This is a genomic window from Bacillus sp. FSL R7-0672, from assembly GCF_038601465.1.
Lineage (GTDB): Bacteria > Bacillota > Bacilli > Bacillales > Bacillaceae > Bacillus > Bacillus pumilus.
Window position 1 is genome coordinate 3,308,734 of the sequence record NZ_CP152010.1, and the last position, 23,281, is coordinate 3,332,014.

Genomic DNA, 23,281 nt, shown 5'->3' on the forward strand with positions numbered 1-23,281 from the left:
GTTTGTCATATATTTCAAAAAGCCCACATGCACGTTTGCATGTGGGCTTTTATTAAAACATGTTATTTCGTTCCATACATACGGTCACCAGCATCACCAAGGCCTGGGATAATGTAACCTTTTTCGTTTAATTTCTCATCTAATGCTGCAATGTAGATATCAACATCAGGATGATGCTTTTGCATTTCTTCTACACCTTCAGGAGCAGCAATCAGACACATGAAGCGAATGTTTTTCGCCCCGCGTTTTTTCAAGCTATTTAATGCTTCGACTGCTGAACCGCCAGTTGCAAGCATTGGATCTACTACGATAAATTCACGCTCTTCCACATCAGATGGAAGCTTCACATAATATTCAACAGGCTTTAATGTTTTCGGATCACGGTATAAACCGACATGTCCCACTTTAGCAGCTGGAATGAGTTTCAAAATCCCGTCCACCATTCCAAGACCTGCTCTTAAAATTGGCACAACACCGAGTTTCTTCCCTGAGATCACGTTTGATTTCGCTACTTGTACAGGTGTTTCTACATCTACCTCTTCAAGCGGTAAATCTCTTGTGATTTCAAATGCCATTAATGTTGCGACTTCATCCACTAGCTCTCTAAATTCTTTTGTTCCTGTATGAACGTCACGAATATATGTAAGTTTGTGTTGAATAAGCGGGTGATCAAATACATAAACCTTTGCCATTGCTTGCTACAACTCCTTTTCTGTCATCTTCCGGTGAACTTTGCACACTTCCTACAATTCTACATAAAAAGACATCATCTTTCAATATGATTCGCAAATCCTACAAAAAAAACCCACATGCCAAAAATAGGCAAATGGGTCTGCTTTTAATAATCTAATTCGTTATATAGAGGGAAGCGGGCAGTTAGATCAGATACACGCTTTTTCGCTTCTTCTAATTTCGCTTCATCTTCATGATGTTTTAGAGCAAGCGCAATAATGGAACCTACTTCTTTCATCGCCTCTTGATCGAAACCGCGGCTTGTCACTGCTGCTGTACCAACACGTACACCACTTGTGACAAAAGGTTTTTCTGGATCATAAGGAATCGCATTTTTGTTCACTGTAATACCGATTTCATCAAGAACATTTTCTGCAATTTTTCCTGTAATGCCAAGAGAACGCAAGTCGATAAGAACAAGATGATTATCCGTTCCACCGGACACAAGCTGAATATCTTCTGATAAAAGGGTTTCAGCTAGCTGCTTCGCATTGTCAATGACATTTTGTGCATACGTTTTAAAATCTCCGTTCAATACTTCACCGAAAGAAACAGCTTTTGCAGAGATGACATGCATCAGTGGTCCACCTTGAATACCAGGGAAGATCGATTTGTCGATCTTTTTACCAAACTCTTCACGGCATAAAATCATTCCGCCGCGAGGTCCACGCAATGTTTTGTGAGTTGTCGTTGTCACAAAATCTGCATAAGGAACTGGATTTGGATGAAGACCTACTGCAACAAGACCTGCAATGTGAGCCATGTCGACCATAAAGTAAGCACCGACTTCATCCGCAATCTCACGGAACTTTTTGAAATCAATTTGACGTGGGTATGCACTTGCACCCGCAACAATTAGCTTTGGCTTATGTTCACGTGCTTTTTCAAGTACATCTTGATAGTCGATATGCTGCGTTTCTTTATCAACACCATATTCTACAAAGTTGTACTGTACACCACTAAAGTTAACAGGGCTTCCGTGTGTTAAATGCCCGCCATGTGATAAGTTCATACCTAGCACTGTATCGCCATGCTCAAGAATGGTAAAGTATACGGCCATGTTCGCTTGAGCACCTGAGTGAGGCTGTACGTTCACATACTCAGCGCCAAAAATTTCTTTTGCGCGGTCACGTGCGATATCTTCTACAACGTCTACATGTTCACAACCGCCATAGTAGCGTTTACCAGGGTAGCCCTCTGCATATTTGTTTGTTAATACAGAGCCCTGCGCTTCCATGACTGCTTCGCTTACAAAGTTTTCTGATGCAATTAATTCAATTTTGTCTTGCTGGCGTTTCCGCTCTAGTTGAATTGCCTTGAATACTTGTGCGTCTTGCTCAGGTAAATGTTTCATCAGCGAAATCCTCTCCAATCTATTTCCATTCGATGTTTTCACCATCTCATTGTACACGGTTTTTAAGTGAAATGTAAAAGTTTTTTTGGGAAATTGACTTCTTTTTTTGCGAAAAACCGAATGTTCAAGTGGTGAAGCGCCTTCATCATTCAACATTATATTAGAAATATATCTAAGCTAAGATCTTGTATAAACCGCTCGTTCTCCGCCAATCAGCTTCGGACGCGTTTTCGCAAACGTCACATGTGCATGTCCTAATTGATGACGACTAAGGCGAACAGGTACAGCGACTCTCTTTAGATGCATCCCAATTAATGTATCACCGATATCGATTCCAGCATGCGCCTCGATGGATTCAACTAACACAGGATGTTCCATGTGCTGATACGCATGAGCCGCCATCGAACCACCCGCCTTTCGGACAGGTACTGCCGCCACAATCTCTAGGTTAAGCCGGAAAGCCACTTCTTCTTCCACAACAAGAGCACGATTCAAATGCTCACAGCACTGGAAAGCGAGGTCAATACCGGTCTCTCGTCTTAGCTGATCCAATTCTTGATAAATGGACGCAGCTATTTGCTCATTTCCTGCTGTCCCAATATGCTCACCAGCCACTTCTGATGTACTGCAGCCGATCACTAAGATTTGCCCAGCACGCAGTTCGACCATTTGATGAAACTCTTTTAACATTTCAAGCCAATCTTGACCAATGTTCATGTTAAGCGCTCCTTATAGGTGCTTTTCTTCGTAATCAGCAATCTTACCAATCCGTACAGCATGTCGTCCTGCCGTAAATTCTGTTGTCAGCCAAATATGTGCAATCTCACGTGCTAATCCAGGTCCAATGACTCGTTCTCCCATTGCAAGGACGTTTGTATCATTATGTTCTCTAGTCGCTTTCGCACTAAATGTATCATGCGCCAGCGCACAGCGAATTCCTTTTACTTTGTTTGCCGAGATACTCATACCGATGCCTGTCCCGCAAATTAAAATGCCGCGGTCAACTTCTCCGTTTACCACCATATTGGCTACAGGAAAAGCATAATCTGGGTAGTCTACAGAACCTGATCCACATTCACAACCCATATCAATGTATTCAATCTTCAATTCATCCATCAGTTGTTTGATTTCTTCACGAATATTCGTTCCGCCGTGATCGGATGCAATAGCTACTTTCATCGGGCAATTCCTCCTAAGGGTGAGTTGATCTGTTAAGCCTTACATTTATTTTTTATTTACAGTTATATTTTAACCTCTGCTTAGTCATTTGCAAACAAAAGCAGAAAAACCGTTGTTGCAACGGTTTTACAGGTTGTCCATTATGAGGATGTCCGATCCTTTTTCAATTTCTCAGCCAGCTGATGGAGCAATGCTTCAAGTTCATCACGTATTTCCTGGTAAACAGACAGGCTTCCTCCAAATGGATCGGAAACATCGCCTTCTGTTCCTGTCGCGAATTCCTTTAGAGTGAAGATCTTGTCTTTTACATGTGCATATTGCTCCATAATCAACTGTTTATGCTGCATGGTCATGGTGAAAACGTAATCAGCTTCTCGCAGAAGATCCTCTGTCAGTTTTGCTGAAGAGTGATTCAGCGGAATGCTTTTCTCAAATAACGCTTCGACCGCTTGAGGAGAAGCCTTCCCAGCATCTGAGGCAAAAATGCCCGCTGATTTAACAGTGACCTCTAAACCTTTATCATGTGCAATTGAAGCAAAAAGGGCTTGAGCCATCGGACTTCTGCATGTATTTCCCGTACAAACAAATAAGATTTTCATCTTTCGCCCTCCTTTTCTTCTATTATATAGTATTTCATTCTACATGTTATGTAAGGAGACTGACTAGAGCGGAAATAATAATTTGATACCAAAGGCTAGTAAAATGATTCCGCCAAGCGCCCCGCTATATGATCCCACCCATGATCGAACCTGTTTACCGAGTAATAATCCAAGCCATGTGAGGATCATACTAAAAAAACCAAACAATAAAATGGTCATCCACACGCGAGAACCGTAAATTCCGAGGCTTAAACCAACGGAAAAACTATCTAAGCTGACACTTGTTGCAAAAAGAACAAGACCAGTGCCCACAGGTGCGATAAATGGTTTATCTTCTTTGCGAATAGAGGCAATGATCATTTGCAGCCCGAGCACCAAAAGCAGCGCCCCGCCGATATAGGTGGCAAGGAGACCGAGCCAGCCTGATAAGAGCTGACCTGTTAACATGCCAAAAAGCGGCATAAACATATGAAATATCCCAATGACAAGTCCAATATAAATGATCTGGCGGAACCTCAGCTGAATCATTCCCATGCCAAATCCAACCGAAAAAGCATCCATCCCCAGTGCAAAAGCCATGATGCTGAGCGTCAGCAATTCGCCAGCTAGTTCGTACATGTAAATCCCCCTTGGACACACATTCTCCTTTAACCTATGTTTGTCCAAGAAGGGTTAGAACTATTTGAATGAAGAGAGGATTCGGCCTCCTGCCGCTTTTTGCAGACGGTTCATAATTGCTGAACCAACCCCCTGTTCTGAAAAGGCTTCTGAAACAATAACATCTACATCTGTCTCATCAAATTGTCTCAGTACACGATATAAGTTCGCCGCTATCGTTTCAGGTTTTTCTCTCCATCCACAGCTGAAAACAACATCTGCCGCAAACAACGATTTCTTTTCTTCTGTTGTCAGCACACCAACTTTTAAACCTTCTGCTTGGTATGTTTGAATGTGATGCTGCATCTCTTCATCACTTCCAAAAAAGAGGTACATCTTAGCTTCAGGGGCATAGTGTGTGTATTTCATCCCTGGCGATACAGGCGCCTCGTCCTTTTTTGTCAGCCCTGGGTCAATACTGACCGTTCCTACTACCTCTTCTAAAGCTTCTTTTGTAATTCCGCCCGGTCTTAGGATGACTGGAATCTCGTCGACACAGGATACAACTGTTGACTCAACGCCAATACCAGTTGAACCACCATCGACAATCCCAGCGATTCTTCCATCGAGATCACTCGCTACATGGTCAGCTTGTGTTGGTGATGGTTTGCCTGAACGGTTGGCACTTGGTGCGGCAATCGGCAGGCCAGCCGTTCGGATAAGCTCCAGCGCAATCGGATGGTCAGGCATTCTCACACCGACCGTGGATAAACCTGCCGTGACCTGCTTTGATAAAGCGCCCGGCTTACACGGAAGAACAATGGTTAAAGCACCCGGCCAAAAGGCATCCATCAATGCCTTTGCTTTTTCGCTTTCTATTTGTGCAAATTCATGAAGCTGCTCAATCTCCGCAATGTGGACAATCAATGGATTATCACTTGGACGCCCTTTCGCTTCATATATTTTCATGACAGCTTCTGTGTCTTTCGCATTAGCCCCTAGTCCATACACTGTCTCTGTCGGAAAAGCGACCACTTCGTTTTGCTGCAATAACAACGCTGCCTGTTCAATTTGTGGATAGTATGTGGATAAATCCTTTTCTAAATCCACAGACCACCTTTTTGTATTTAACATCATACAAACTCCTTTTAAAAAAGATAAAACTGTTGATATATCTCAATTATCCTTTTGAAAGTATAAAAGATGATGATCAATAAAACAAGCGTTGTCCACAATTTGTGGATAACGCTTGTTTAACAGTGGATAAGTATGTGTATAAGTTCAATATATTGTGATTAACTGGCTTTTTTTTGAAGAACCACAGCCTGTTCTTTCGCTAAGATCTCTTTTGCATGTGCAGATACCCACATGCTTTCTGGAATATCCTCTAAAGCCGTGAAGCCCATCAATGCCAAAAAGTCATGCGAAGAGGAGTGGTTGGCAACGACATAAAACGTATCCACACCTATTTTCCCTCCGAGCGTTTGAACACTTTGGAACAAAGACACGATGTGTCCTTGACCTAGTTTATCTGATATGACAAGAGACCGGAGCAAGCCCTCTTGTTCACTAAGCTGTTCAAGACCTAAACACCCTGCCAGCTGACCTTCTGCATCTTCCATGACAACAAATGTCGTACGCTCTGCAAGCGTGACGCCGCCTTTCGCTTGTCCTTTTTCAAGAAAAGCATTGATCGCTGGGGCATCTTCTTCTGTGGCTATTCTTAATTGATAAAACATGCTTTCACCTCTTTTTGATCTCTTACTTCAACTCTATGAGGCAAAAACAGATTTATACCTTTTTTAGGAGAAAAGACTAGAGACCCATTCGAATAAAAAGAATTTCACTTCACCCGTCTCTTCTTTCTCTTCTTTGACCACTTCATTCACAGACTCATCTGTTTGCTGTGCTGTCACTTCGGAATCCTCATCCCCCTCTGGCGACGCGATGGCTTCTCCATTTGAAAAATCAATAAAGCAGAGCGGCGGGAATAACACACACCACCAATTGGCTCCATCCCCTTCTCCAAGCGTAATTAAAATGGCTTCATATTTCCCTGCAGGATAGACGAAATTTCCATAGAGCTTTGTTGGAAATGAGGCTTTTTGAAAACTGACTGATACGGATTGATCAATATGCTGCTCCTTCAATTTCGCTTTGGCAATGCGATTGATTTCTGGCAGCTTGGACCGAATCACACGTCTTGCTTCTTCAATGGATGTAAGGTCTTTGACCCATTCTGTCATATTGGCATTGACTTCGTCTCGAATGCTTCTTTTCACATCCTGATCTGCTGAACGATCACTATTTGCTAAAATGCGTAATCGAATGGCTTCCTCTGGTATCACAACAGGCTGATTTGCAGAAGCAGCCGCTGTCTCCTCTCTGCCAAGGTTTGCAAAAGCACCGCATAATAATAGAAACATATAAAGACAAATCATCATTTTACTTTTAAACATGATGTGTTCCCCCCACTTTTTCTCTTCGCTACAAACATTGTGTCCAGGAAACCCATCTCATAAACAGGAAAAATGATTTTTTTAATAGATTATGAGTCAAATGAAAAAAACCGTTCCATTAAGAACGGCTTTGGAGTGAGGATTGGTAATCGGAAGGGTACAGTCTTCCATCCCAATCTCGGCTGATTTTTAACCCTGCATCTGTTTTGATGACAGTCATTGCTCCTTTTTTCTTGATTTCTTTTTTGACTTTTCCGTTTTGATTAATAAATTGAATCATCATTTCATAGTTAAATTCAATTCTGTCATCGCTTTCATCTGAAGGCGTAAACGTAATTTTCTTCAGCTTAATTTGACAATCTTGATCCTTTGCTGCTTCTAACACGCTTGGGAACATGCTGTCTTGTGTATATTCTTGATATTCATGCTCGGTTAAATAAGACTTCAGCTTCTCCTTCATATCAGTTAGGTCATCTGTTCGATTCACTGTGTATTGTGCTTTTTTATAGCTTTCTCCAAATGCTGCTGCTTCTTTTTTAAAGCTCGGTTTGCCACAAGCACTCACAATCAATAGTACACTGACGATGACCAACACCATCGCATACCTTCTGTTCACACCATTCGCTCCTTCAAAACAAATTTATGTAAAAAAATCATGATCAGAATGTTCATTCTTCTATATATACGTTTCTCTTTTACCATAAGTTTCATCTTTACATAATAAAATAGTCCGACTTTATTCAGCCGGACTTTCCGTTTTGAATGTGTGCGCAAACAGCTCGGTCTTTCCCATTAATATCCTTGACGATGCGGACATCTGCCGCGAGAAATGACTGCAAGAGAAGTGCTTTTACATCTTGCCCTTGCGTATGTCCAATTTCAAAGACAACGACCGCCTGCTTATGAAGTACATGGTGAAGATCACGAATGAGACGCTTATAAAACCACAGACCATCACGTCCATCTGTCAGCGCATTTACTGGTTCATGCTTCGTAACCACCTCTGACAAGCTGTCCATTTCTTCTGCCGCAATATAAGGTGGATTGGAAATAAACAGATCCACTTTGATGCCCTGATCTTTGATAGGTTCGAGTAAGTCCCCTTGTAAAAAATGGACGTCTGCACCTAGCGCTTGTTGATTCCGCTTTGCTACCGCAAGTGCTTCATGTGAAATATCCGTTGCTGTGACAGATAGTGTTTCTTTTTCAAGAGCGAGCGTAATCGCAATTGCCCCGCTTCCGGTGCCAACGTCTACTGCTTTGAGCGGCTGATCGTGCGGGAAGATGTCACTCATCAAATTCAGCGCCGCCAAAACGACCTCTTCCGTTTCAGGACGAGGAATGAGAACATGTTTGTTCACCTCGAATGGACGGCCGTAAAAGAATTCAATACCTGTTAGATGCTGAACAGGCACGCCTTTCTTGTGCTGCGTGACAAACTCGCTGAACAACCGATCTTGCTCCTCTGGCAGCTGATCATGAAAACGTGCAAGAAGTTCACTTCTGCTTAGGCCCAGTACATGCATCAAAAGGAGCTCTGCTGCGTTTTGGTCTCTACCGGCTTCCGTTAACAAAGAAGAAGCCCATTTAAGGGCTTCAAAATTGGTTCGCTGATTATTTTGCATTTTGAAGCTTTCTTGCTTGGTCTTCCATAATTAATGCATCTATGATCTCGTCAAGTTTTCCTTCTAAAATTTGATCAAGCTTTTGAATCGTTAATCCGATGCGGTGGTCTGTTACACGGTTTTGTGGGAAGTTGTACGTACGGATACGCTCTGAACGATCCCCTGTTCCAACAGCAGATTTACGTGTTTGATCATATTCAGCCTGTGCTTCACGCTGGAATTTATCATAAATTCTTGCACGTAACACTTTCATGGCTTTTTCTTTGTTTTTGATTTGTGATTTCTCATCCTGACAGGATACAACCACGCCTGTTGGTAGGTGAGTTAATCGAACAGCAGACATGGTTGTGTTAACACTTTGTCCGCCAGGTCCGCTTGATGTGAAAGTATCTACACGGATGTCTTTTTCGTGGATATCAATTTCAACTTCTTCAGCCTCGGGCAAGACAGCAACTGTCGCTGTTGATGTATGAATCCGTCCGCCTGATTCCGTTTCCGGAACACGCTGCACGCGGTGTGCACCGTTTTCAAACTTTAGTTTGGAATATGCGCCTTTCCCGCTGATCATAAAGATAATCTCTTTATAACCGCCAGTTCCAGTCACACTCGCTTCCATTACTTCTGTTTTCCAGCCCTGCATTTCAGCATAACGACTGTACATACGGTAAAGGTTTCCAGCAAAAAGCGCGGCCTCTTCTCCTCCTGCTGCACCACGAACCTCCACAATAACGTTTTTGTTGTCATTCGGATCTTTCGGGATCAGCAAGATTTTCAGCTCGTCTTCTAAACGTTCCGTTTCCTCTGTGAGCTCTGAAATTTCTTCTTTGACCATGTCGCGCATCTCGGCATCCAGCTTTTCTTCCAGCATTGCTTTCGCTTCGCTCAACTGGTCGTATGCCGCACGATATTGTCTATATACCTCAACAGTTTCTTGAATATCAGATTGTTCCTTTGAATATTCACGAAGCTTCTTAGGGTCGTTCACCACTTCAGGGTCACTTAAATATTCATTTAGCTTTTCATAGCGTTCTTCAATTGATTTTAAACGGTCTAACATGGTCTTCACCTCTGTTTTGTGCGTAACAGTCTAATTATAGTATAGCGGGGTATGACAGTCAAAAAAATTTCCAAAACAATTGATTTTCTGCAATTTTTCGCTAGAAAACACGATCTTTGGCGATTGGTTACTTGTTTTGTCTAACGTGAAGGAACAGGTCCTTCTTGAAGAGAATGGTACTTATAATTGAAAAAAGGGAGGGCATTTGGTTTGAATACAAATGAGGTTGCAAAAGAAATTGGCGTTTCTTCAAAAACGATTCAGCGTTGGGTCAAACAGCTCAACATCCCTGTCGCCCGGAATGAACTTGGACATTATGAATTTCATGAAGATATTGTACAGCTTCTCAAAGAAGTCAAACACCAAATGAGTGAGGGTGTGATCCTTCAAGACATTCGATTGCCAATCCACGCGAAAACCGTTCAACAGTTATCGCCTGCTGCAGAAACTGATGCCTCCACAAAGCGGATTGAAGCATTAGAAAAGCAAGTGAATCAGCTCATTCAGCAGCAATTACGCAGCACTGATGTAGAAAAACGACTGCAAGAACTCGAACGGAAACTGGCTAAAAAAGCAGATGAAGGTGTATCCTATCAGCTGCTCCAGCACCGTAGAGAAATTGAAGATCTCACCACTAAACTTGAGCGTCTTGCTGGGAGCTTGAAACAACCCTCTCAAATAGAAGAAAAAAAGGAAATCACGCACACTGACATCAAAAAAAAGCGTGCGCTCTTCCCTATGTTTCATTCATTTCGCTAAAAAGGCTGCCTCGTTAGGCAGCCTTTCTACTTTATTTATGAGGTAAGTGCAATAATGATCGGTAATGAAATTAATGACATGATTGCACTGATCACAAATGCGGATGCAGTTTCTGCTTCTTGTTTTTCAAATCGGGTTGCGATCATGGCTGCAACAGCTGAACCTGGGAAGGCAACAAGTAATACAGCTTTTGTAATTTCATCAGCCGAAAGACCCATGAAAATGGCGATAAAATACATAAGCAATGGTTGTACAGCTACTTTTAGCAATGCGATACTGAATGCTGGTAGGCTTAATTTAATTTTACGGATACCAACAGTGACACCGACTGCAAATAGCGCAACCCCTGATGTAACACTTCCAATTTCCTCTAACATTTCATGTCCAATTGCAGGAAGTTTAAATCCTAAAAGAACAAGAATGATACTTGCTAGCGGTGCAAGTGCAAGCGGCTCTGATAAACCGTGCAAAATGGCTTTCGTCGTCATTTTAAGGAAACTTTCGCCGTCTTTGGCTTTTCCTTTTGTTTTTTCACCGACAGTTGACACAATAATCGCAATTGGATCAAGCATTGCATTTACAACTATTCCGGTAATTGCAATCGGAATTGCAACTTCTTGAGCCCCAAATAAACTGCCTAGGACTGGAATCCCCATAAATGCAAAGGTCGGTTGAGCTGAGTTTAACGAGAAAATAGATGAATTTGTTAAATCGTATTTAAAAGCAAATTTCGTAACAAGAAGGATAATGATATAAAAACCTACGATTCCTAAAATCAATGCAACGAAAAATGGAATTTGACTATAGAATTTATCTTTTGGTGTTGACAGAATGCTGGCGATAAAGTGCGCTGGCAAAGCATACTTTGTCACAAGTGTACTTACACCTTTTGCAGATTTAGCGTCATAGCTACCGAAGTGTCCTGCGAACCAACCCAGCGCGATAACGAAAAAAATCGGTGCTAGGAGGATCAAAATATTTAAAAAGTCCACCTTACTCTTCCTCCTTAAATCCTTACAAGTTTCTATTTATTGCGGCATTGTTTAAATTACCCTAAACAATGCCGCGTTACACAATTTATTATGCTCTTACAATTTTTTTATATTCAGGAATCCACATTGCATCTTTCACAGCTTGTTCAATGTCTTCAGGCGTTCTTCTTGCGACACCATCTTTAATTGCTGCTTTTGCCACTTCAATGGCCACTTTGATAGAAACTTCTTGCAATTTATCAATGCTTGGAAGAAGACCAGCACCTGGTTTATCATGATCAACCATTTCAGCAATCGCATCCGCAGAAGCAACGAACATGCCTTTTGTGATGATTTTAGATTCCGTTACGATTGAGCCAAGACCAAGTCCAGGGAAAACGAACGCATTGTTTGATTGTCCAATTTCATGTTCAATTCCGTTATACTCAACGTTTTCGAACGGACTTCCTGTTGCAATCAGTACACGGCCGTCTGTCCATTTAAACAGATCCTCTGGCACTGCCTCAGCAAGTGGTGTTGGGTTAGACATTGGCATGATCACTGGACGCTCTGTATGAGCTGCCATTTCTTTAATGATTTCTTCAGTGAATGCGCCGCCTTGACCTGATGTACCAATTAGAATCGTTGGCTTCACCCTGCGAACAGTTTCAGCAAATGAGATTTGCCCTTTTTCATCACGAGCCCAGCCTTCTACTTCATCAGAAGAACGAAGGTATGGTTTTTGGAAATCAAGCACTTCATCTTCAAATTGATCTGTTAACAACCCTCTGTAGTCTAATGTCCAGAATGCATTGTTTGCTTCTTCTTCAGTCAGACCTTCAAGTACCATTGTGTCACGCACTTGATCTGCGATTCCGATACCAGCTGATCCTGCTCCGAAAATCACAATACGGTGATCTTTCAATTGTGTACCAGTTTTCTTGACAGCTGCAAGTACACCCGCTAAAGTAATGGCACCAGTACCTTGAATATCATCATTGAACGTTAGGATGTTATGATTGTATTTTTTCATGATGTTACGCGCGTTTTTGTTTCCAAGGTCTTCCCAGTGAAGTAATGCTTTCGGGAAGAATTTAAGCGCTGCTTTTACATATGCATCAATGAATTCATCGTATTTTTCACCTTGTACACGTTTGTGATGGTTTCCGATGTATAATGGATCATTCAATAATTTTTCATTGTTTGTTCCAACATCTAATACGACTGGAATCACGCGGCTTGGATCAATACCTGCAGCAGCCGTGTAGACAGCTAATTTACCAATTGCGATGTTGATACCACCAACACCCCAGTCACCAATTCCAAGAATGCTCTCAGAGTCAGTTGCTACGATAAGGTCGATATCTCCTGCTGTGGCATGTAAGTTTTCAAATGCTTTCTCAATGCCGTCAATGTTGTCGATTGAAAGATAGACACCATGAGGTCTTCTGTATTCATGGCTGTATTCTTGAATCGCTTCACCAACAGTTGGTGTGTACACAACAGGAAGCATTTCACGAAGCTTGTCTGATATAAGCTTATAGAACAATACTTCGTTACGGTTTTGCAAATCACTTAAGTATACGTTTTGACGAAGACGATCTGGCTGTGCTAGAAATTGCTTGTACGCTCTCTCCGCTTGTTGTTCTAAAGTGAGAACAGTTGGAGGAAGTAAGCCTTCTAATCCAAGCTCTTGTCTTTCTTCTTCAGAGAAAGCAACGCCTTTGTTCAACGTTGGAATCGATAATACATCTTTACCTGTCAAAGTGGTTTCGAGGTACCCTTCTTTTGTTTTCTTCACGTTGTTCATCAAAAACTACCCTCTTTCTAAAATATAAATAAAGTGAACTATTAATTTAAAGAACGATTAAGGAGAATAATCCTTAATCAAAAAAATTATGACAAGAAATCGAACTTTTCGTTAAAATGCTTTACACTACAGTTAGTCATTTTATGCCTGCTTATACTAAAACGCAAGCGTTGAAAATTAGATAATTTTTTCGTAGCGTTATTTAATTTATTTAAGTACAAATGATGGGTGTTCAGCCAAAATCTCGAAAAACGAAACACAGCGGCATTTGCTATTTTTTTAATTGTCAAGTGTTGTACCAACGTCAAGTCTTGATACTTCATGGTGATGTCTGCATCGTGCTTCGTATGATTCCTGCGCACCTACTAAAATAATGGGATCATCATAGGATGCGGGTTTACCGTCGATCAAGCGTTGTGTTCTACTCGCTGGGGAGCCGCATACCGAACAAACTGCTTGAAGTTTTGTTACAAGCTCTGCACATGCCATTAAATGCGGAACAACACCAAATGGCTCTCCTCTGAAGTCTTGATCAAGGCCTGCAACAATGACTCGGTAACCTTTATCAGCCAATTGAGTGACAATGTCAATGATTGTCTCATCAAAAAATTGCACCTCATCTATGCCAATGACATCGGTTCTTTCTGATATGTGCGTTATTATGTCTTTTGGTGAGGCTACTGCAATCCCATCGACCGATGAACCGTTATGTGAAACAACTGAGCTTGTACTATACCGGTTATCAATCGCTGGTTTGAATATTTTTACTTCTTGTTTGGCAAAGGTGGCCCTTTTGGCTCTCCGAATCAATTCTTCCGACTTTCCAGAAAACATACTTCCGCAGATGACTTCAAGCCAACCGCTTTGTTTCATCACATACATAAGGTCTTCTCCCCCGTTTTAAAGTTCCATCAATCCACGTAAAAAAACAGGCAAGAACGGATTCCTGCCTGTTTATTGTATCTATTATTACTTAAGACCGTATTTTTTGTTAAAGCGGTCAACACGTCCATCAGCAGAAGCGAATTTTTGACGGCCTGTATAGAAAGGATGGCATTCAGAGCAAATCTCGATGCGTACCTCTTCTTTTACTGATCCAGTTTCAAACTCATTTCCACAAGCGCATTTGACTGTAGCTTTTTTGTAGTTAGGATGAATTCCTGTTTTCATCTACTGTCATCTCCTTCCGCCCTGAATCCAATTCGGAAACAGAGTTAATATCTCAGAATAAATTCTGAAACGCACATGATGAAATTATAACAGTGTGAGTCTATGATTGCAAATGTATTTTTTCAACAAACTATCTTCTTGATGCAGACATGTTCGCTTGTTTCCATTCTTGCGTTAAAATATCAAAAAACTCTTGGTTTGTCTTTGTTTTTCTCATTTTGCGCATGAATTTCTCAGCAAAGTCAGGTGTATCTGACATCGATTTTCTCATCGCCCATAAACGATCAAGATGCTCTTTTGGTACAAGCAGTTCTTCTTTTCTCGTACCAGAACGACGAATGTCGATCGCTGGGAAAATTCTTCTTTCTGCAAGAGAGCGGTCCAAATGAAGCTCCATGTTCCCCGTTCCCTTAAATTCCTCATAAATCACATCATCCATACGTGATCCCGTATCAACAAGCGCAGTGGCTAAAATCGTCAAGCTTCCGCCTTCTTCAATGTTACGCGCAGCACCAAAGAAGCGTTTTGGACGGTGGAAAGCCGCTGGATCAATACCACCGGAAAGCGTTCGGCCGCTTGGCGGGATGACAAGGTTGTATGCACGAGCAAGCCTTGTGATGCTGTCCATTAAGATGATGACATCTTTCTTATGTTCAACAAGACGCATCGCACGCTCTAATACAAGCTCTGCTACTTTAATGTGGTTTTCCGGTACTTCGTCAAAGGTTGAACTAACAACATCCCCTGCAACAGAACGTTCGATATCTGTTACTTCCTCCGGGCGTTCGTCTATCAAAAGGACAATCAGCTCTGACTCTGGGTGATTTTCAGAAATGCTGTTGGCAATTTCTTTGAGCAAAATGGTTTTCCCAGCCTTAGGCGGTGCAACAATTAAACCACGCTGCCCAAACCCAACTGGCGCCATCATATCCATAATTCTAGTAGACAGGTGATTAGGCTGTGTTTCAAGAATCATTTGACGATCAGGGAATAGCGGCGTGAGTGCAGGAAAGTGAACACGTTCCTTAGCTGATTCTGGGTCGTCCCCATTTACCGCTTCGACATGAAGGAGGCCATAGTAGCGTTCATTCTCTTTTGGAGGTCGTACCTTTCCAGACACCTTATCTCCGTTTCGCAAATCAAAGCGTCTGATTTGTGAAGCTGAAATATAAATGTCTTCAGAACTTGGGGAGTAGTTAATTGGTCTTAAGAAACCAAAACCCTCAGACTGAATAATTTCAAGAACCCCTTCCATAAATAAGAGATCCTCTTGCTCAGCGTTCGCCTTTAAGATGGCAAAAATTAATTCTTTTTTTGTTAGTTTGCTGTAATAAGAGATTTTGTACTTTTTTGCTAACTCATACAGCTCTTTTAATTTCATATTTTCCAAAGATGAAATCGAAACATCTTTCAATATGGACACCACACTTTTCTAGTCAATGTATTTCATTACAAATGCATGACCATTGTATTTGATTAGCTTTTAATTCCGTTTTTGTTGGAATGACCTCGCTCTCATGGTAACGCTCCCACTCGTTTTATCGTAAAGATAGGAACAATGTGAACTCGAGCTTTGTCAACATAGAGAAGGATAATGAGTATATCGTCATGATGCGGCAGTATTTAAACTTGTTGAAGCTTAAAAGAAGTAAATTCGCAGAAAATTTCGCAGCACTCTTTAGTTTTACCTCATTTGCAGAGAATATTCAACTTTAAAAAGAAAATGATATACATTTGACACCTATATGAAAAGCGGGTAATGAATACCCGCTTTCAGATTACGGACGAATGACAAGATTCGGTTTTTTCTTTAAGCTATGTCTGCCGTCTACGAAACGAACTGTACCTGATTTCGCACGCATAACAACACTATGTGTTGTTCCAACAGAGCCTTTGAATTGAACACCTTTTAATAGCTCACCGTCTGTTACACCAGTCGCTGCAAAAATGGCGTCGTCGCCTTTCACGAGGTCTTCCATTCTTAGGACTTTGCCAACATCCAGCCCCATTTTCACACAGCGTCTCAGTTCTTCTTCACTTTGAGGAAGAAGCTTTCCGTGGATTTCACCACCAAGTGCCTTTAACGCAACAGCAGAAAGGACACCTTCTGGCGCTCCGCCTGAACCAAATAGAATATCAACACCTGTATGATCAAATGCTGTATTAATGGCTCCTGCAACGTCACCATCATCGATCAGTTTGATTCTTGCTCCTGCTTCTCTCAGTTCAGCAATGATTTTCTCATGTCGATCTCTGTTTAAAATCGTTGCAACCACATCTTCAATATCTTTGTTTTTTGCTTTTGCTACAGCACGAAGATTGTCAATGACAGGCGCTTCAATGTCGATGCAGCCTACCGCTTCTGGACCTACTGCGATCTTATCCATGTACATATCAGGTGCATTCAGCAAATTGCCATGATCTGCAACCGCAATAACAGCTAAGGCATTCCAGCCGCCGCTTGCCACAATATTTGTTCCTTCTAATGGATCAACAGCTACATCCACGCGAGGTCCGTATCCGTTCCCAAGCTTTTCCCCAATGTAAAGCATTGGTGCTTCGTCCATTTCCCCCTCGCCAATGACCACTGTTCCTTTCATCGGAATGGTATCAAATACATCACGCATTGCACTTGTTGCAGCATCGTCCGCTTCGTCTTTTAATCCTCTTCCCATCCAACGAGCAGATTTTAATGCGGCTGCTTCTGTCACCCGTACTAGTTCCATCGATAAACTTCTTTCCATTTTTGTCCAAATCTCCTCTCACAGTCAAAGCCTTATGAATTTTGAAGTTCTTCTATTTCTTGGTCACTCAGCTTTTCACGCCAGATGGTTGCACCCAAGCCTTCAAGCTTCTTCTCAAGCAAACTATATCCTCTGTCTATATGTTCAAGCCCTGTGATTTCGGTCACACCGTCTGCCATTAGCCCTGCAACGACGAGACAAGCACCTGCACGCAGGTCACTTGCTTTCACCTTTGCCCCTTGAAGCTGCGTTTGTCCAGTGATAATGGCAGATCTTCCTTCGACCTTCATGTTTGCCCCCATTCGGCGTAATTCGTCAATGTGCTTAAAGCGGGCTGAGTAGATCGTATCTGTGACCACACTCGTGCCTTTCGCCTTTGTTAACAGCGCCGTCATCGGCTGCTGAAGGTCCGTCGGAAAGCCCGGATACACAAGGGTTTTGATATCGACAGGCTTGAGTCCTTCGTTTCTGCCAACGATCAGCATCTGATCGTTGCTTGTTTCAATGGTGAACCCCATCTCTCTAAGTTTCGCCGTAATTGATTCTAAATGAGTTGGGATCACATTATCAAGTACAACTTCATCTCCCATCGCAGCACCAGCAATTAAAAATGTGCCTGCTTCTATACGGTCAGGGATGATGGAATGCTTACAGCCATGAAGAGATTCTACACCTTCGATTCGAATCACATCAGTACCCGCACCTTTGATTTTGGCCCCCATGCTTGCAAGCAGTGTCGCTACATCAATAATTTCGGGTTCTTTTGCGGCATTTTCAATCACCGTTTTTCCTTCAGCCAGTACGGCTGCCAGCATGATATTGATGGTCGCACCTACACTGACCACATCAAGGTAAATACGGGCTCCGACTAATTTTTCAGCGCGCAAATAAATGGCACCCTGCTCGTTTGTCACCTCGGCTCCGAGTGCTTCAAAGCCTTTAATATGCTGATCGATCGGCCTAGGTCCTAAGTGGCACCCTCCTGGCAGCCCAATGACAGCCTGCTTGAATCTTCCCAGCATAGCGCCCATTAAATAATAAGACGCACGCAGTTTCTTCACTTTCCCATTAGGAAGCGGCATACTGATCATGGAAGCAGGATTGACGACCATTTCACCTTTTTCAAATGTGACCTTTCCGCCAATCTCTTCTAACAGATCTCGTAATGTGTCAATATCTGAAATATGCGGAAGGCCCTCAATCGTTACTGGAGAATCAGCGAGAATCGTGGCAGGAATCAGTGCCACTGCACTATTTTTCGCACCACTAATATGTACGGTCCCGCGTAAGGGGTCACCGCCGGCAATGTTTAACTTTTCCATATTTGTCTCCCTTCTTAAAGAAGATCACTGTTGGAGTTATACTGTTTGTGGATGTCGCGCTTTAAAAGGTCTTGTCCAAAATTTAGCCAATATCAAGAGAAAGAATACAGGTTAAACGAAATTTGTCGGAAGAAAAATAATCGAAGCTTTGCGAGGCTGTGATGTTCTCTTCTTTGCACAAAACATTTCTTAGCGTTTTTAAGGAAAACTGCGGCAAGCAGGAGACAATCCCGCCTGCCACAATCACTTATTTATTCCAGTCAGCTAAAAATTGCTCAATGCCCGCATCCGTTAATGGGTGTTTCGTCAGCTGCTTGATGACTTTCAGCGGCATTGTGCCGATATGAGCACCTCTAAGTGCAGCTTCTGTCACGTGCTGCGGATGACGAATGGATGCAGCAATGATTTGTGTATCTAAGCCATGAACATCAAAAATGGTTTTCACTTCACTGATGAGATCGAGACCATTTTGGCCAATGTCATCTAAGCGGCCGAGGAATGGAGAGACATACGTCGCACCAGCTCTAGCTGCAAGAAGTGCCTGGTTTGCACTAAAAATCAAAGTGACGTTTGTTTTAATTCCAAGGTCTGTTAACGCTTTGACAGCTTTAAGACCATCTGTTGTCATTGGGATTTTAACCGTGATATTTGGTGCAATGGCAGCAAGCTCTTTTCCTTCTTCAATCATTTCTTCTGCTTTGAGGGAAATGACTTCTGCACTGACAGAACCTGATACCACGTCAGTGATTTCGCGAAGACGGTCGTGGAATGATACGTCCTTTTCTTTCGCTACTAAACTAGGGTTTGTTGTGACGCCTGCTAAAATGCCAAGCTCGTGCGCCTCTTTGATGTCTGCGATATTCGCTGTATCTACGAAAAATAACATAACCGTGCCACTCTCCTATCAATAAATTGTCTGAAATGTAAATTTTGATTGCGCTTTCTCAAGATATGGAGAAAACCGCCTGTGACTCAGGCGGCTTTCGGTTCTCATCAAATTATGCTTGGTTAGAAGAACCAAATTCACGCATTTTGCCGATAACAGTCGCTTTAATTGCGTCACGAGCTGGTCCAAGATATTTACGTGGATCATACTCTTCTGTTTTTGCAGCAAGTGTTTCGCGTACTGCTTTCGCAGAAGCAATTTGGTTTTCAGTGTTTACATTGATTTTTGCTGTACCAAGTGAAATTGAGCGCTTGATGTCAGCTGTTGGGATACCTGTTCCGCCATGAAGAACAAGTGGAAGACCTGTCATTTTACCAATTTCTTCCATTTCAGTGAAACCAAGGTTTGGTTCACCTTTGTATGGACCATGTACTGAACCTAATGCAGGTGCAAGGCAGTCAATACCAGTGCGTTCTACAAGCTCTTGGCACTCTTTTGGATCAGCATAAATAACGCCCTCAGCGATGACGTCGTCTTCTTGTCCGCCAACAGTTCCAAGCTCAGCTTCTACAGATACACCGTGGAAATGTGCAAGCTCAACTACTTTCGCAGTTGTTGCTACGTTCTCATCGAATGGATGGTGAGAAGCGTCGATCATGACAGAAGTAAATCCTGCATGGATCGCTTTTGCACAAGATTCAAAGCTTGAACCGTGATCTAAATGAATCGCAACAGGAACTGTTACATTATATTCTTCGATTAACGCTTTAACCATTGCGACAACTGTTTTGAAGCCGCCCATGTAGCGTCCTGCTCCTTCAGATACTCCTAAGATAACTGGAGATTTCTCTTCTTCAGCAGCTTGTAAAATCGCTTGCGTGAATTCTAAATTATTTAAGTTAAACTGTCCAACAGCGTAACCTTTTTCCTTTGCGTCTTTCAACATTTCTGTCATTGAAACTAAAGGCATGATGAAAAATCCTCCCTATGTAGCTAATTTGCTTACTAAAAAAAGCTCTCCACCCTAGCATGACCAGAATTTCTCGCCATATGTAAACTTTCAAAGTCAGATCGCTTTCTTCTTCTTATCTAGGATACCAATTATTCGACAAATCGGCAACAGAATGACTCGATTCAATCATTTCCAACTACCCATTTGTTTCGAGCGGCAAGTATTCTTTGACAGCATCTCGGATCTCATCAATATCAAAAGGTTTTGCAAAGTGCGTCAAAGCACCGAGTTCTTTGGATTCTTGGATCATGTCTAATTCGCCATAGGCTGTCATAATGATGACGCGGATGTCTTCATCAATTAATTTCATGCGTTTTAAAATTTCAATTCCATCCATTCCGGGAATCTTCATATCAAGCAGCACAAGGTTTGGTCTATGATTTTTCACAATATCTAACGCCTGAAGTCCATTGGCTGCTTGGAAGGTTTGATAACCTTCTTTATGAAACACTTCATTCAATAATATTCTAATACCATATTGATCATCGACAATTAAAATTTTCTCATTCATCTGTTACACCCCATTGCTTTCATTTTTCGCCATAAAAAGAGCTGTTGTTAAATAATTCTGTTTGATTTTCACATTTCCTTTATTTATAATAGTTTACTTTACGACATTTTCTGAGCATTTTTCCTAATATTCTCTTTATATTCTATTATAAAATGATCTGACCGAAGGAGGAAATCAGTCTTGTTAAAAATTTTCACGACCCAATTATCAGGTATTTTTTCACGTATTGGAGAAAAGCAGGCTGAAGCGATCGAGGATGGTGCACGCCTTCTTACACAAGCCGTTGTCAGTGGACATGCTGTTTATTTTCATGGGAAGAATGAACTGGCTGCTGTAGCCATAGAGGCAACTGAAAGCAAGGAGCCATTTCCAGGTGCGAAAGTGCTGCCGCTTGATCAAACGGAGCGCAGCTTGCTTCATCCAAGCGATAGAGTGCTGCTATTTTATTCAGACCCAGAAGACGAAGAGATTCAATCTCTTGTAAAAGAGCTTCACGCGCAAGGGACGCCCGTTGTCGGTGTCGGGCCGGCACAAAAGGAGTCGTCCATGATTGAAGAGCATTGTGATGTCCACATTGATTTCCAGCTCAAGAAACCGCTTGTGCCTGCTGATGATGGAACAAGGTTCGGTTATCCTGCTTTAATGACATGCTTATACGTCTACCACGCTCTATCGTTTACTGTGAAAGAAATCGTTGAGGAATATGAATAAAAAACTGCCGAGAAGATGATATTCTCGGCAGTTTTTTTGTTTTATTTTGATTCAGATGCTTGCAGTGAAGCACCAACGAAATCTCTAAATAATGGCTGAGGTCTTGTCGGTCTTGAGACGAATTCTGGGTGGAACTGAGAAGCAAGGAACCAAGGATGATCCTTCAGCTCGATAATTTCAACAAGACGTCCGTCTGGGCTTGTACCAGAGAAGACAAATCCTGCAGCTTCCATTTGCTGCCTGAATTCATTATTAAACTCATAGCGATGGCGGTGGCGTTCGTAGACCACTTCATCATTGTATGCAGCAAATGCTTTGGAGTCTTCATCTAATTTACATGGATACAGACCAAGACGAAGTGTTCCGCCTAGATCATCTACATCCTTCTGTTCTGGAAGAAGGTCAATGATTGGGAACGCTGTTTCAGGATCAATTTCCGCTGAATGAGCTCCCTCAAGACCTAGTACGTTTCGTGCATATTCGATTGACGCAACTTGCATTCCTAAGCAAATTCCAAAGAAAGGCACTTTGTTTTCACGGGCATATTGTGTAGCAATGATTTTCCCTTCCACTCCGCGGTCTCCGAAGCCTCCAGGAACGATGATGCCGTCGACATCTTGCGCGAAATCAGCCATATTTTCTGCTGTCACTTCTTCTGCATTGATCCATTTGATTTGAACGTCTGAATCAAATGCATAACCAGCATGGCGAAGTGATTCAACGACAGAAATGTAGGCATCTTGCAGTTCAACATATTTTCCTACTAAACCAATTGTGACTTGTTTTGAGAGGTTTTGCACTTTATCGACTAGCGCTGTCCACTCCGTCATGTCTGCATCTTGACAGTCAAGTTTCATATGTTCACATACAAGCTTGTCTAGTCCTTGTTTTTGTAAATCAAGCGGAATAGAGTACAGCGTGTCTGCATCCTGACATTCGATAACAGCTTTTGTATCAATATCACAGAATAACGCAATTTTGTCCTTCATGTCTTGGGTCATTGGCATTTCAGTTCTAACCACAATAACGTTTGGCTGAATACCAAGGCTGCGAAGTTCTTTTACACTGTGCTGTGTTGGCTTTGTTTTCAGTTCACCTGCTGCTCGGATGTAAGGAACAAGCGTACAATGAATGTACATCACGTTTTCACGACCAATGTCACTCTTCATTTGACGAATCGCTTCAAGGAAAGGAAGGGATTCGATGTCTCCTACTGTTCCTCCGATTTCTGTAATGACCACATCTGCACCTGTTTCTTTTCCGGCACGGTACACGCGGTCTTTGATTTCATTTGTAATATGGGGAATAACCTGTACAGTTCCGCCTAGATAGTCGCCGCGACGCTCTTTCTTCAGAACAGTAGAGTAGATTTTACCAGTTGTAACGTTGCTGTACTTATTTAAGTTAATATCAATGAAGCGCTCATAGTGACCTAAGTCAAGGTCTGTTTCAGCACCGTCATCTGTGACGAAGACCTCACCGTGCTGATATGGACTCATCGTCCCTGGGTCTACGTTGATATATGGATCGAATTTTTGAATGGTGACATCCATCCCTCTATTTTTCAGAAGGCGGCCTAACGAGGCAGCCGTGATCCCTTTTCCAAGTGAGGAAACAACTCCTCCTGTTACAAAAATATACTTTGTCATTTCGTATGCTCCTCTCTTTTTTACCCTTGCATGACTAGACATGCACAGCTTCATCCTTTTTAGAGTGTATCCCTAAATCTCTTGAAAAATAAGAAAGCTCCCTTTCAAATAAATGAAAGGGAGCGTAAATGAAC

At 42.1% G+C, this 23,281-nt stretch carries 25 protein-coding genes; 2 read left to right on the forward strand and 23 right to left on the reverse strand.

The window, feature by feature from the left end; translation table 11 throughout:
* Positions 1-62 precede the first annotated feature (62 nt).
* The 12 genes from upp to prfA form a co-directional block, all read right to left on the reverse strand.
* Positions 63-692: a uracil phosphoribosyltransferase gene (gene upp / locus MKY18_RS16850; RefSeq protein ID WP_003214553.1), complete on the reverse strand. Its 630-nt coding sequence runs from the start codon at positions 690-692 to the stop codon at positions 63-65.
* Between the two features lie 146 nt (positions 693-838).
* The gene (glyA, locus tag MKY18_RS16855) at positions 839-2,086 is read right to left on the reverse strand and encodes a serine hydroxymethyltransferase (RefSeq protein WP_012011552.1); all 1,248 of its coding nucleotides are present in this window, start codon (positions 2,084-2,086) and stop codon (positions 839-841) included.
* 177 nt (positions 2,087-2,263) lie between these two features.
* Positions 2,264-2,803: a TIGR01440 family protein gene (locus MKY18_RS16860; protein ID WP_065097862.1), complete on the reverse strand. Its 540-nt coding sequence runs from the start codon at positions 2,801-2,803 to the stop codon at positions 2,264-2,266.
* A gap of 12 nt (positions 2,804-2,815) precedes the next feature.
* The gene (gene rpiB, locus MKY18_RS16865; protein ID WP_044140151.1) at positions 2,816-3,265 is read right to left on the reverse strand and encodes a ribose 5-phosphate isomerase B; all 450 of its coding nucleotides are present in this window, start codon (positions 3,263-3,265) and stop codon (positions 2,816-2,818) included.
* Between the two features lie 140 nt (positions 3,266-3,405).
* Positions 3,406-3,864, reverse strand: coding sequence for a low molecular weight protein arginine phosphatase (locus MKY18_RS16870; RefSeq protein WP_065097861.1), 459 nt, complete (start codon positions 3,862-3,864; stop codon positions 3,406-3,408).
* Between the two features lie 63 nt (positions 3,865-3,927).
* On the reverse strand, positions 3,928-4,482 hold the full coding sequence (locus MKY18_RS16875; RefSeq protein ID WP_044140153.1) for a manganese efflux pump MntP family protein: 555 nt from the start codon (positions 4,480-4,482) through the stop codon (positions 3,928-3,930).
* Positions 4,483-4,542: 60 nt separating this feature from the next.
* A complete protein-coding gene (locus MKY18_RS16880; protein ID WP_081277137.1) occupies positions 4,543-5,595 on the reverse strand; it encodes an L-threonylcarbamoyladenylate synthase in 1,053 nt (350 codons plus the stop codon).
* A gap of 161 nt (positions 5,596-5,756) precedes the next feature.
* On the reverse strand, positions 5,757-6,200 hold the full coding sequence (locus MKY18_RS16885) for a hypothetical protein (RefSeq protein ID WP_003215151.1): 444 nt from the start codon (positions 6,198-6,200) through the stop codon (positions 5,757-5,759).
* Positions 6,201-6,263: 63 nt separating this feature from the next.
* On the reverse strand, positions 6,264-6,920 hold the full coding sequence (spoIIR, locus tag MKY18_RS16890) for a stage II sporulation protein R (RefSeq protein WP_185107716.1): 657 nt from the start codon (positions 6,918-6,920) through the stop codon (positions 6,264-6,266).
* A 118-nt stretch (positions 6,921-7,038) separates the two neighbouring features.
* A complete protein-coding gene (locus MKY18_RS16895; RefSeq protein ID WP_003214608.1) occupies positions 7,039-7,518 on the reverse strand; it encodes a hypothetical protein in 480 nt (159 codons plus the stop codon).
* Between the two features lie 142 nt (positions 7,519-7,660).
* On the reverse strand, positions 7,661-8,545 hold the full coding sequence (gene prmC, locus MKY18_RS16900; RefSeq protein WP_185107714.1) for a peptide chain release factor N(5)-glutamine methyltransferase: 885 nt from the start codon (positions 8,543-8,545) through the stop codon (positions 7,661-7,663).
* Positions 8,535-9,602: a peptide chain release factor 1 gene (prfA, locus tag MKY18_RS16905; protein ID WP_044140158.1), complete on the reverse strand. Its 1,068-nt coding sequence runs from the start codon at positions 9,600-9,602 to the stop codon at positions 8,535-8,537. The genes prmC and prfA overlap by 11 nt, the downstream gene beginning before the upstream one ends.
* 210 nt (positions 9,603-9,812) lie before the next feature.
* Here prfA and racA point away from each other — a divergent pair, with 210 nt between their 5' ends.
* The gene (gene racA, locus MKY18_RS16910) at positions 9,813-10,361 is read left to right on the forward strand and encodes a chromosome-anchoring protein RacA (RefSeq protein WP_265208905.1); all 549 of its coding nucleotides are present in this window, start codon (positions 9,813-9,815) and stop codon (positions 10,359-10,361) included.
* Between the two features lie 35 nt (positions 10,362-10,396).
* On the opposite strand, the gene MKY18_RS16915 is transcribed toward racA, so the two are convergent.
* The 10 genes from MKY18_RS16915 to MKY18_RS16960 all read right to left on the reverse strand — a co-directional run bounded on the left by MKY18_RS16915 (position 10,397) and on the right by MKY18_RS16960 (position 20,787).
* Positions 10,397-11,353, reverse strand: a complete 957-nt coding sequence (locus MKY18_RS16915; protein ID WP_044140161.1) for an AEC family transporter — start codon at positions 11,351-11,353, stop codon at positions 10,397-10,399.
* 88 nt (positions 11,354-11,441) lie between these two features.
* The gene (malS, locus tag MKY18_RS16920; RefSeq protein WP_113767803.1) at positions 11,442-13,142 is read right to left on the reverse strand and encodes an oxaloacetate-decarboxylating malate dehydrogenase; all 1,701 of its coding nucleotides are present in this window, start codon (positions 13,140-13,142) and stop codon (positions 11,442-11,444) included.
* 279 nt (positions 13,143-13,421) lie between these two features.
* The gene (locus tag MKY18_RS16925) at positions 13,422-14,024 is read right to left on the reverse strand and encodes a thymidine kinase (RefSeq protein WP_044140163.1); all 603 of its coding nucleotides are present in this window, start codon (positions 14,022-14,024) and stop codon (positions 13,422-13,424) included.
* A gap of 87 nt (positions 14,025-14,111) precedes the next feature.
* Positions 14,112-14,312, reverse strand: coding sequence for a 50S ribosomal protein L31 (gene rpmE, locus MKY18_RS16930; RefSeq protein WP_003215407.1), 201 nt, complete (start codon positions 14,310-14,312; stop codon positions 14,112-14,114).
* Between the two features lie 130 nt (positions 14,313-14,442).
* Entirely contained in the window at positions 14,443-15,726 is a 1,284-nt protein-coding gene (rho, locus tag MKY18_RS16935; protein ID WP_003215202.1) for a transcription termination factor Rho, read from the reverse strand.
* A 364-nt stretch (positions 15,727-16,090) separates the two neighbouring features.
* Entirely contained in the window at positions 16,091-17,056 is a 966-nt protein-coding gene (gene glpX / locus MKY18_RS16940) for a class II fructose-bisphosphatase (protein ID WP_065097854.1), read from the reverse strand.
* 32 nt (positions 17,057-17,088) lie between these two features.
* A complete protein-coding gene (locus MKY18_RS16945; RefSeq protein WP_003214820.1) occupies positions 17,089-18,378 on the reverse strand; it encodes a UDP-N-acetylglucosamine 1-carboxyvinyltransferase in 1,290 nt (429 codons plus the stop codon).
* Positions 18,379-18,625: 247 nt separating this feature from the next.
* Positions 18,626-19,264 carry a fructose-6-phosphate aldolase gene (fsa, locus tag MKY18_RS16950; RefSeq protein ID WP_003215343.1) on the reverse strand — a complete coding sequence of 213 codons (639 nt, stop codon included), beginning with the start codon at positions 19,262-19,264 and terminating at the stop codon, positions 18,626-18,628.
* Between the two features lie 112 nt (positions 19,265-19,376).
* Positions 19,377-20,234 (reverse strand): class II fructose-bisphosphate aldolase, encoded by an 858-nt coding sequence (locus tag MKY18_RS16955; RefSeq protein WP_003214879.1) that lies wholly within the window; start codon positions 20,232-20,234, stop codon positions 19,377-19,379.
* Between the two features lie 178 nt (positions 20,235-20,412).
* A complete protein-coding gene (locus tag MKY18_RS16960; protein WP_003214681.1) occupies positions 20,413-20,787 on the reverse strand; it encodes a response regulator in 375 nt (124 codons plus the stop codon).
* Positions 20,788-20,967: 180 nt separating this feature from the next.
* On the opposite strand from MKY18_RS16960, the gene MKY18_RS16965 reads away from it, so the two are divergent.
* Positions 20,968-21,498: a DUF2529 domain-containing protein gene (locus tag MKY18_RS16965; RefSeq protein WP_113767805.1), complete on the forward strand. Its 531-nt coding sequence runs from the start codon at positions 20,968-20,970 to the stop codon at positions 21,496-21,498.
* A 41-nt stretch (positions 21,499-21,539) separates the two neighbouring features.
* Here the strand turns inward: MKY18_RS16965 and pyrG are convergent, their stop codons facing one another.
* A complete protein-coding gene (pyrG, locus tag MKY18_RS16970) occupies positions 21,540-23,147 on the reverse strand; it encodes a CTP synthase (glutamine hydrolyzing) (protein WP_185107712.1) in 1,608 nt (535 codons plus the stop codon).
* Between the last annotated feature and the right edge of the window lie 134 nt (positions 23,148-23,281).